Genomic DNA, 8,055 nt, shown 5'->3' with positions numbered 1-8,055 from the left:
TAAGGACCGGCCGGACATGCAGACCAAGGTTTCCATCGACGTCAAGGGCGCGCGCAAGTCGCTGAAGAGCGAGCGGCTCTCGGTGTCCGCCAACCGCAGCCACCTGGAGATGGAGATCGACGCCGAGGGCGAGGGCTGCATCTCGATCCAGCTCGACCGCGACAGCGTCTTCGAGATCGTCCGGGCCTCCTTCCGGGGCGGCATGCTGGACGTTGCGGCCTCGCGCCTGCTGCGCTCCATGGTCCAGGGCCGCGAGGACGAGCCGGACCTCGGCCGCTAGATCGAACGGAGACGCTTCGAAGGCTCAGCCGGGCTCCGCTTCCAGGACCGCCCGGCGCAGGGCGTCGAAGCGCGGCTGGGCTTGGTGGCCGAAGAGCGGGTCCTCGCGCTCCAGGGCCTCCAGCGCGGCATCGGTCAGGTCGTCGGGCGTCAGCGCGTGGCGCGCCAGCGGAAAGAAGTGCTGGCCCTCCATCTCCATATGATGGCGCTGGGCCTCGATGAAGTCCTCGGCGGCGTGGACGAAGCGGTCCCGCTCCAGCTCGGCATGATCGAGGACGTTCATCAGCACGTTGGCGAAGCTCCGGGTCAGCCGGCCGAGCTCGGCGTGCTGGTCCGGCAGGCTGGCCAGGATCGCGGCCGCCTCGCCGCCCTTGGCCATCAGGCGGCGGGCCAGGATGTCCTCCTTGGGATGGTGGATCAGGTCGGGATAATCGAGGAAGTACTCCATGATCGCCTGGACGATCTCGTAGTCGGGCCGGTAACCCCGGCGAAAGACCTCGACCTGCTGCTCCAGCACGCGCAGCAGCGCCGCCATGTTGAGGTGATCCCGCTCGAGCTCCTCCACCAGGTCGATCATATCGCTCTTCCCCTTCTTCCAGCATCCCCTGCCGGCCCGCCGGGGCCGGCCGCCCTTCGGCGAGTTTGCCCGGAGCCTAGCGCCGCCGCGGCCCGGTCGCCTTGATCCATGACAATTCGCATGCTGGCGTGAAAGCCGAGGCGTTCTGAACGATGTCGGGAAGGATTGGCGGACCCGTAGGGATTCGAACCCCAGACCTCTTCCTCCGGAGGGAAGCGCTCTATCCAGCTGAGCTACGGGTCCGCATGGGCGTGCGACTTTAGTCGAAGCCTGGCGCCAGGACAACGGCTTCCGTGCGGCGCCGCGCGGGGCTTGCCGGCGCCTAGGGATCGCTCGCTTGGGAACCGCTCGTCTGGGGGTCGGCCGCCTGGAAGTCGCTGAGCTCGATTCCGTAGAAGGCCGCGTAGCTGGCCAGGTAGTCGACGGCGTTGGCGTCGGCGCCCGAGGGCAGCGGCGCCTCCGGGTCCTCGAGCCAGGCCAGGATGTCCTCCAGCACCTCCTCGCCGCGCAGGTCGCGCAGCAGCAGGTGCCAGCCGTCCTCGTAGAGGGCGATGCGCTGGCCCTCCGCCTTGCCGTTCTTCGGCAGGCGCCGCCAGACGTCGAGGGTCGGGTTCTTGGGCACGATCTGGTCGCGCTCGCCGTAGAGCAGCAGGGCCGGCCCGGGCAGGCGGTCGGCCGATTCGTAGGCCCGGTCCATGAGGTTGGTCAGGCCGTAAAGCGCGTCGACCCGGGTCTCCTTGATGAACAGAGGGTCGCGGCCCAGGCCGATCAGCATCTCGACATTGTCGGAGGCCTGGATCTTGTAGCCGCCGCCCGAGACCTTGAGCGAGGGGAAGAGCCGGATTCCGAGCCACAGGCTCCAGGTCTGGTAGAAGGGCATGGTCTCGCGCGACCAGACCGCCGGCGAGGACAGGATCAGGGCGTCGTAGTCCAGCGGCTCCGGTCCGGCCGTGGCCGCCATCAGGACCGCGCCGCCCATGGACTCCCCGATCAGGTAGAGCGGCGACTCCGGGTAGCGCTTGCGCAGCAGGCCGGCCAGGTCGGCGGCATCGCGGGTCATGGTCTCGATGCCGGGCCAGAGGCCCCGGTGCGGCGCCTGGCCGAAGCCGCGCTGGTCGTAGGCGTAGACCGCGAAGCCACGCGCGGCCAGGGCCTCGCCCGGGCTCTCGAAAGCCTTGGAATAGTCGTTGAAGCCGTGCAGGGCGAGGAAGACGCCGCGCGGCCGCCGCGCCTCGGGAAGCCAGCGGCGCAGCGGCAGGCTCAGGCCGTCGCGGGCGGTGAAGCTGTCGTCGGCCAAGCTCGGCGGGCCGCCGCCGTTCTCGGCCCAGGGGCCGGGCGGGGCGACCTCCGGCGTGCCGCAGGCGGCCAGGGGCGCCAGCAGCAGGAGCGCCAGCAGCCGGAGGCCGGTCCTAGCGCGGCCGCCGGTCATCGCCTTGGCCTCCGCTGCGGGTCAGCTGCAGGAAGATGTCCTCCAGGTCGGTCTCCTCCGTGGTCAGGTCGATGACCGTCAGGCCGGCCTGGGAGACCGCGCTGAGGATCCGGTCGAGGGGGCAGTGGCTGCGGTGGTAGCGGATCATCAGGCGCCGCGGCTCGACCACCTCGGCGTTCAGCTCGGCCAGGGCTTCCGGCACCCCGTTGAGGTCGCGGTCCACGATCAGGGTCAGCGACTTGTCGTCCAGGCGCGACAGCAGGGCCTGCTTGGTGTCGTAGGCGATGACCCGGCCGTGGTTGATGATCGCGATGCGGTCGCAGAGCTCCTCCGCCTCCTCCAGGTAGTGGGTGGTCAACAGAATGGTGGTGCCGCGCTTGTTCAATTCAACGACCCGGGCCCAGAGCTGCTGGCGCAGCTCGATGTCGACCCCGGCGGTCGGCTCGTCGAGGACCAGGACCGGCGGGTTGTGGACCATGGCCTTGGCCACCAGCAGGCGCCGGCGCATGCCGCCCGAAAGGGTGCGGGCGTAGGCCCCCGCCTTGTCGGCCAGGCCTAGAATCTCAAGTATTTCAGCAGTTTGCCGTTCGCGCGGCGGCACCCCGTAGAGCCCGGCCTGGAGCTCCAGCAGGTCGTGCGGCGTGAAAAAGGGATCGATGTTCAGTTCCTGGGGCACGACGCCGATGGCGGCGCGCGCTTGGCGCGGGTTGTCGTCGATGTCGACGTCCCAGATCCGCGCGCGGCCGCTGGTCTTGTTGACCAAGCCGGCCAGGATGTTGATGAAGGTCGACTTGCCGGCGCCGTTCGGGCCCAGCAGCCCGAAGAGCGAGCCGCGCGGGATCTCCAGATCGACGTCGATCAGGGCGTGCTTGCCCTCCCGGCCGCCGTAGATCTTGTTGAGCCCCCGGGCCTCGACGGCGTTCTCGGGCAGGGCCGGCGCGGCGAGATCGCCCTGGCGCCCATCGCCGTTCGTGGCTGGCGGCTTCGACATCGGATCGGATCCTCGGTTCGGCCGGCGACCGGAAATCCGCAGCGGATCGCGACGGGAGAATTGATCGCGGCGCGCGAATGGGTATCATCCGCCAGAAAGCGCGGTCAACCTAGCTTTCTTCATCACGCGCCTGATTAATTGCAGGTGTGGGCAATCACAGGGCAGGGCCTCAATGGACGCACCGCTCGATCCCCCGGAAGTTGTCGAAGTCGACAGCGAGATCGTCGCCTGCGAGGGCGAGGGCGGCGCCCTGGGCCATCCCCGGGTCTTCCTCAACATGGAGGGCAAGGGCCAGATCGACTGCCCCTACTGCGACCGGCGCTTCGTCCTCAGGTCCGGCGCGAAGGCCTCCGGCGGGCACTGAGCCTCGGCGGGCGGGCGCAACCCCTTGAAAGCGCTCTGCAGGTTCTGTTATGGTAGAATTGTAAGTACTTTCTACCATGTGAGTGCTCATGGGTCTCAACATAAAGGACGACAGCACACATCGATTAGCCAAGCAGCTCTCGAGTCTGACCGGCGAAAGCATGACCAAGGCCGTCAAGGTGGCCTTGGAGGAGCGTCTGAAGCGCGAGGCGGCCAAGCGGGGCCGCGGGGGCGTTGCCTCTCGACTGATGGAGATCGGGCGACGGTGTTCCTCGCGCCGGGTGCTCGATGACCGTGAGGCCGACACGATTCTCGGATACGATCGGGACGGTGTGCCGGGCTAATGGTTGTCGATACCTCGGCGATCCTGGCGATCTTGCTCCAGGAGGACGACGCTCACCGCTTTGCGGAAGCGATCGAAGCCGTAGAGCGACCGCTGATCTCGGCCGCTAACGTCGTTGAATCTGGAATCGTTCTGATGGCGCGCTATGGTGCCGAGGCCCGCGCCGATCTCGAGGCATTGCTTGAAGCGGGCGGCATGGCGGTCGAGCCGGTCACGGTCGAGCAGGGCACAATTGCCTTGGACGCCTATGAGGCCTTCGGCAAGGGCCGCGGACATGGCGCCTCCCTGAACTTCGGCGATCGCTTTGCCTACGCGCTCGCCAAGGCGCGCGGTCTACCCTTGCTGTTCAAGGGCGAGGACTTCTCCCGGACCGATATCTCATCTGCCTTGTGAACGGCCCGCCAGAGCGGCGGCCGGCAACTACGTCTGCGGGTGGAGCAGCCTTTGATCCGCGTCAAGGCCACTGACGCGGCGTTCTGGTCAGATCCGAGCCGGTTCGCCAGACAGTGTGGGAGTCATCGCCGTGACCCGGTTCCGAAATCCCCTGCGCCGGCGTCTTCCGGCGCTCGCCATCGTCCTTTCGCTGGCCTGCGGCGCAGAGGCGCTTGCCCAGCAACCCTTGATCATCCAGGAAGGCGAGGACGACTACCGCTGGCATTGCGTGGCCTGCCACGGGCATGACGGACGCGGCCGCGGGCCGATGGCGGAGGTCCTCGCCATTCCGCCTTCCGATCTGACCGGAATCGCCCGGCGCAGCGGCGGCGACTTTCCCTTCTGGCAGGTCTACGACACCATCAGCGGCGTGCGCTCCCTGACCGCGCACCAGAGCTTCCAGATGCCGGGTTACTGGGAGCGCTTCCGGGGCGACGAGGCCAAGCCCGGCTTCCTGCCGGCCCACGTGCGGATCGTTTTGCTGACTCATTACCTGGAATCGATCCAGGAGGAGTGAGCCGGTCTCAGCGCGCGCTGGCGCCGCCTGTCAGGAGCCCGCCGCAGGGTCTGCCACCCGGGCTCGACTCCCGGGCCGGGCTGCTGCATGCTCGGCCCCGCGATGGCCAAGCGAGATCTCCCCTTCAAGCACCTCTACCTGGTCGACGGCTCCGGATACATCTTCCGGGCCTACTACGCGATTCCGACCCGCAACACCACGGACGGGACGCCGACCAACGCGACCTTCGGCTTCACCAACATGCTGATCAAGCTGCTCCGCGATTCCGACGCCGACGGCATCGCGGTGATCTTCGATGCCAGCAGCGAATCCTTCCGCAACGACATCTACCCCGACTACAAGGCCAACCGGGACGAGCCACCGGAGGACTTGGTGCCGCAGTTCGCCATGGTCCGCGAGGCGACCAGGGCGCTCAACCTGCCCTGCGTCGAGATGCTGGGCTACGAGGCCGACGACCTGATCGCGACCTACGCCCGCCAGGCCAAGGCGGCCGGGGCGCGGGTGACCATCGTGTCCTCGGACAAGGACCTGATGCAGCTGGTCGAGGACGGGGTCGACATGCTCGATCCCATGAAGAACCGCGACATCGGTCCGGCCGAGGTGGTCGAGAAGTTCGGCGTCCCGCCGGACAAGGTGGTCGAGGTCCAGGCCCTGGCCGGCGATTCCGTGGACAACATTCCGGGCGTCCCCGGCATCGGGATCAAGACCGCGGCCCAGCTGATCGAGGAATACGGCGATCTGGAGAGCCTGCTGGCCCGCGCCGAGGAGATCAAGCAGCCGAAGCGCCGCCAGAACCTGATCGAGTTCGCCGAGCAGGCCCGGATCAGCCGGGAGCTGGTCGAGCTCAAGGCCGATGTGGCGACCGAGGCGCCGCTGTCCGACTTCGGCCTGCATCAGCCGGACCCGGAAGCCTTAAAGGCCTTCCTCGAGAAGTACGAGTTCCGCTCCATCCTGGCCCGCCTGCACGACATCCTGGGCCTGGAGGCGCCGGTCGAGGAGGCGCCGCCGCCCCCGCCGGCCGGTGAAGCGAGCTACAGCCTGATCCGGGACGCCGAGGAGCTGGCGGCCTGGGTCGCCCGGGCGAGCGCGCAGGGCCTGGTCGCGGTCGACACCGAGACCACCTCGCTGGATGCGGTCGCGGCAGAGCTGGTCGGCGTGTCCCTGGCCCTGGCGGCCGGCGAGGCCTGCTACGTCCCGCTCGGCCACAAGGCGGCCGAGGGCAGCGGCGACCTGCTGGACGACGGCGCGGCGCCGGAGCAGATCCCGCTCGAGGAGGCCATCGCCCTCCTCAAGCCGATGCTGGAGGACCCGGCGGTCCTCAAGGTCGGCCAGAACCTGAAGTACGACATGGTCGTCCTGGCGCGCCAAGGCATCGACCTCGGACCGATCGACGACACCATGCTGCTGTCCTACGTGCTGGAGGGCGGGCTGCACGGCCACGGCATGGACGAGCTCTCGCGCCTGCACCTCGAGCACGAGACCATCAAGTTCAAGGACGTGGCCGGGTCCGGCAAGGCCCAGGTGACCTTCGACCGGGTGCCCCTCGACAAGGCCCGCGACTATGCCGCCGAGGACGCCGACATCACCCTGCGGCTCTTCGAGCTCCTGAAGCCGCGCCTGGTGCTGGAGCACATGGCGACGGTCTACGAGACCCTGGAGCGGCCCCTGGTGCCGGTGCTGGCGGCGATGGAGCGGGCCGGGATCAAGGTCGACCGCGAGCGCCTGCACCGCCTGTCCAACGACTTCGCGACCCGCATCGCCGAGCTTGAGACCGAGATCCACAAGCTCGCCGGGCGGCCCTTCACCATCGGCTCGCCCAAGCAGCTGGGCGAGATCCTCTTCGAAGAGATGGGCCTGGAGGGCGGCGGCAGGAAGGGCAAGAGCGGCGCCTATTCGACCGGGGCCGACGTGCTTGAGGCCCTGGCCGCCCAGGGCCACGACCTGCCGGCCCGGGTCCTGGAGTGGCGCCAGGCCTCGAAGCTCAAGAGCACCTACACCGACGCCCTGCAGGCCCAGATCAACCCGGAGACCGGGCGGGTCCACACCTCCTTCAGCCAGGCCGTGGCCTCGACCGGGCGCCTCTCGTCCAACGATCCCAACCTGCAGAACATCCCGGTGCGCACGGAAGAGGGCCGGCAGATCCGCGAGGCCTTCGTCGCCGAGCCCGGGCACAAGCTGCTGTCGGTCGACTACAGCCAGATCGAGCTCAGGTTGGCCGCCCATATCGCCGACGAGGCGGCCCTGCGCGAGGCCTTCCAGGCGGGCGCCGACATCCACGCCATGACCGCCGCCCAGGTCTTCGAGGTCCCGGTCGAAGGCATGGATCCCATGGTCCGGCGCCGGGCCAAGGCGATCAACTTCGGCATCATCTACGGCATCTCGCCCTTCGGCCTGGCCGCCAACCTGGGCATTCCCCAGGCCGAGGCCAAGGCCTACATCGAGGCCTATTTCGAGCGCTATCCGGCGATCAAGGCCTACATGGCGGAGACCAAGTCCCGGGTCCGCGAGACCGGCTACGTCACCACCCTCTTCGGCCGCCGGGTCCATCTGCCGGGCATCAAGGACAAGAACCCGGCCCGGCGCAGCTTCTCGGAGCGGGCGGCGATCAACGCCCCGATCCAGGGCAGCGCCGCCGACATCATCAAGCGGGCCATGATCCGGATCCCCGCCGCCCTGGCGGCCAAGGGCCTCGCCGCCCGGATGCTGCTGCAGGTCCACGACGAGCTGCTCTTCGAGGTGCCCGAGGCCGAGGTCGCGGCGACCACCGAGGTCGTCCGCGCGGTCATGGAGGGCGCCGCCGCGCCCGCGCTCAACCTTTCGGTGCCCCTGGTCGCCGAGGCCGGCGTCGCCGACACCTGGGCCGAGGCGCACTAGCATGCCCGACTGCCACAGCCCCCGCTTGTTTCCACTTCATGTCATGCCCGGACTCGATCCACGGCTGTCCGGTTTAGCGCAGCAGGACTGCGGAGGATGCTTTGCTTGACTTGGGTTTGCCGGCGATGAGGCAAATCAGGCCTCCGGCTGCGAGATCGAAGCGGAAACCCCCTCCCCCTTGATGGGGGAGGGCCGGGGTGGGGGTGATCCCGGCTCGGACCCAGACCTTGAGAGCCGATTTCTGCGGCCT

The 8,055-nt window shown here is 68.5% G+C and carries 9 protein-coding genes and 1 tRNA gene; 6 read left to right on the top strand and 4 right to left on the bottom strand.

Translation table 11 applies throughout. The features are described 5' to 3' along the window. Positions 1–280, top strand: a 280-nt coding sequence (locus QNJ30_27745) for a hypothetical protein (protein ID MDJ0947257.1), incomplete at its 5' end; no start/stop codon positions are given. 24 nt (positions 281–304) lie between these two features. On the opposite strand, the gene QNJ30_27740 is transcribed toward QNJ30_27745, so the two are convergent. From QNJ30_27740 to QNJ30_27725, 4 genes are all read right to left on the bottom strand, one after another. Continuing rightward, complete coding sequence (locus QNJ30_27740) at positions 305–856, bottom strand: hemerythrin domain-containing protein (GenBank protein ID MDJ0947256.1); 552 nt, start codon at positions 854–856, stop codon at positions 305–307. A 166-nt stretch (positions 857–1,022) separates the two neighbouring features. Then, positions 1,023–1,099 (bottom strand) — tRNA-Arg (locus QNJ30_27735). Positions 1,100–1,178: 79 nt separating this feature from the next. Further along, a complete protein-coding gene (locus QNJ30_27730; GenBank protein MDJ0947255.1) occupies positions 1,179–2,285 on the bottom strand; it encodes an alpha/beta hydrolase in 1,107 nt (368 codons plus the stop codon). Beyond that, positions 2,266–3,276 (bottom strand): ABC transporter ATP-binding protein, encoded by a 1,011-nt coding sequence (locus tag QNJ30_27725; protein ID MDJ0947254.1) that lies wholly within the window; start codon positions 3,274–3,276, stop codon positions 2,266–2,268. Before QNJ30_27725 ends, QNJ30_27730 begins: the two co-directional genes overlap by 20 nt. Before the next feature lie 172 nt (positions 3,277–3,448). Between QNJ30_27725 and QNJ30_27720 the strand changes: the two genes are divergently transcribed. The 5 genes from QNJ30_27720 to polA all read left to right on the top strand — a co-directional run bounded on the left by QNJ30_27720 (position 3,449) and on the right by polA (position 7,805). Beyond that, complete coding sequence (locus QNJ30_27720; GenBank protein ID MDJ0947253.1) at positions 3,449–3,640, top strand: zinc-finger domain-containing protein; 192 nt, start codon at positions 3,449–3,451, stop codon at positions 3,638–3,640. Between the two features lie 88 nt (positions 3,641–3,728). Continuing rightward, entirely contained in the window at positions 3,729–3,983 is a 255-nt protein-coding gene (locus QNJ30_27715) for a type II toxin-antitoxin system VapB family antitoxin (protein ID MDJ0947252.1), read from the top strand. After that, the gene (locus QNJ30_27710; GenBank protein ID MDJ0947251.1) at positions 3,983–4,375 is read left to right on the top strand and encodes a type II toxin-antitoxin system VapC family toxin; all 393 of its coding nucleotides are present in this window, start codon (positions 3,983–3,985) and stop codon (positions 4,373–4,375) included. Before QNJ30_27715 ends, QNJ30_27710 begins: the two co-directional genes overlap by 1 nt. A 130-nt stretch (positions 4,376–4,505) precedes the next feature. Beyond that, positions 4,506–4,931, top strand: a complete 426-nt coding sequence (locus QNJ30_27705; protein MDJ0947250.1) for a hypothetical protein — start codon at positions 4,506–4,508, stop codon at positions 4,929–4,931. Between the two features lie 87 nt (positions 4,932–5,018). Further along, a complete protein-coding gene (gene polA / locus QNJ30_27700) occupies positions 5,019–7,805 on the top strand; it encodes a DNA polymerase I (protein MDJ0947249.1) in 2,787 nt (928 codons plus the stop codon). Positions 7,806–8,055 lie beyond the last annotated feature (250 nt).

It is taken from the genome of Kiloniellales bacterium (genome assembly GCA_030066685.1).
Taxonomy (GTDB): Bacteria; Pseudomonadota; Alphaproteobacteria; order Kiloniellales; family JAKSBE01; genus JAKSBE01.
The sequence above is the reverse complement of the archived record's forward strand: the minus strand, read 5'-3'. Positions and strand labels throughout refer to the sequence as shown.

What these genes read in the sequence shown, in the direction of transcription:
- QNJ30_27740 (MDJ0947256.1), bottom strand. Translation starts at nt 856, where the DNA reads ATGATCGACCTGGTGGAGGAGCTCGAGCGGGATCACCTCAACATGGCG.
- QNJ30_27730 (MDJ0947255.1), bottom strand. Translation starts at nt 2,285, where the DNA reads ATGACCGGCGGCCGCGCTAGGACCGGCCTCCGGCTGCTGGCGCTCCTG.
- QNJ30_27725 (MDJ0947254.1), bottom strand. Translation starts at nt 3,276, where the DNA reads ATGTCGAAGCCGCCAGCCACGAACGGCGATGGGCGCCAGGGCGATCTC.
- QNJ30_27720 (MDJ0947253.1), top strand. Translation starts at nt 3,449, where the DNA reads ATGGACGCACCGCTCGATCCCCCGGAAGTTGTCGAAGTCGACAGCGAG.
- QNJ30_27715 (MDJ0947252.1), top strand. Translation starts at nt 3,729, where the DNA reads ATGGGTCTCAACATAAAGGACGACAGCACACATCGATTAGCCAAGCAG.
- QNJ30_27710 (MDJ0947251.1), top strand. Translation starts at nt 3,983, where the DNA reads ATGGTTGTCGATACCTCGGCGATCCTGGCGATCTTGCTCCAGGAGGAC.
- polA (MDJ0947249.1), top strand. Translation starts at nt 5,019, where the DNA reads ATGCTCGGCCCCGCGATGGCCAAGCGAGATCTCCCCTTCAAGCACCTC.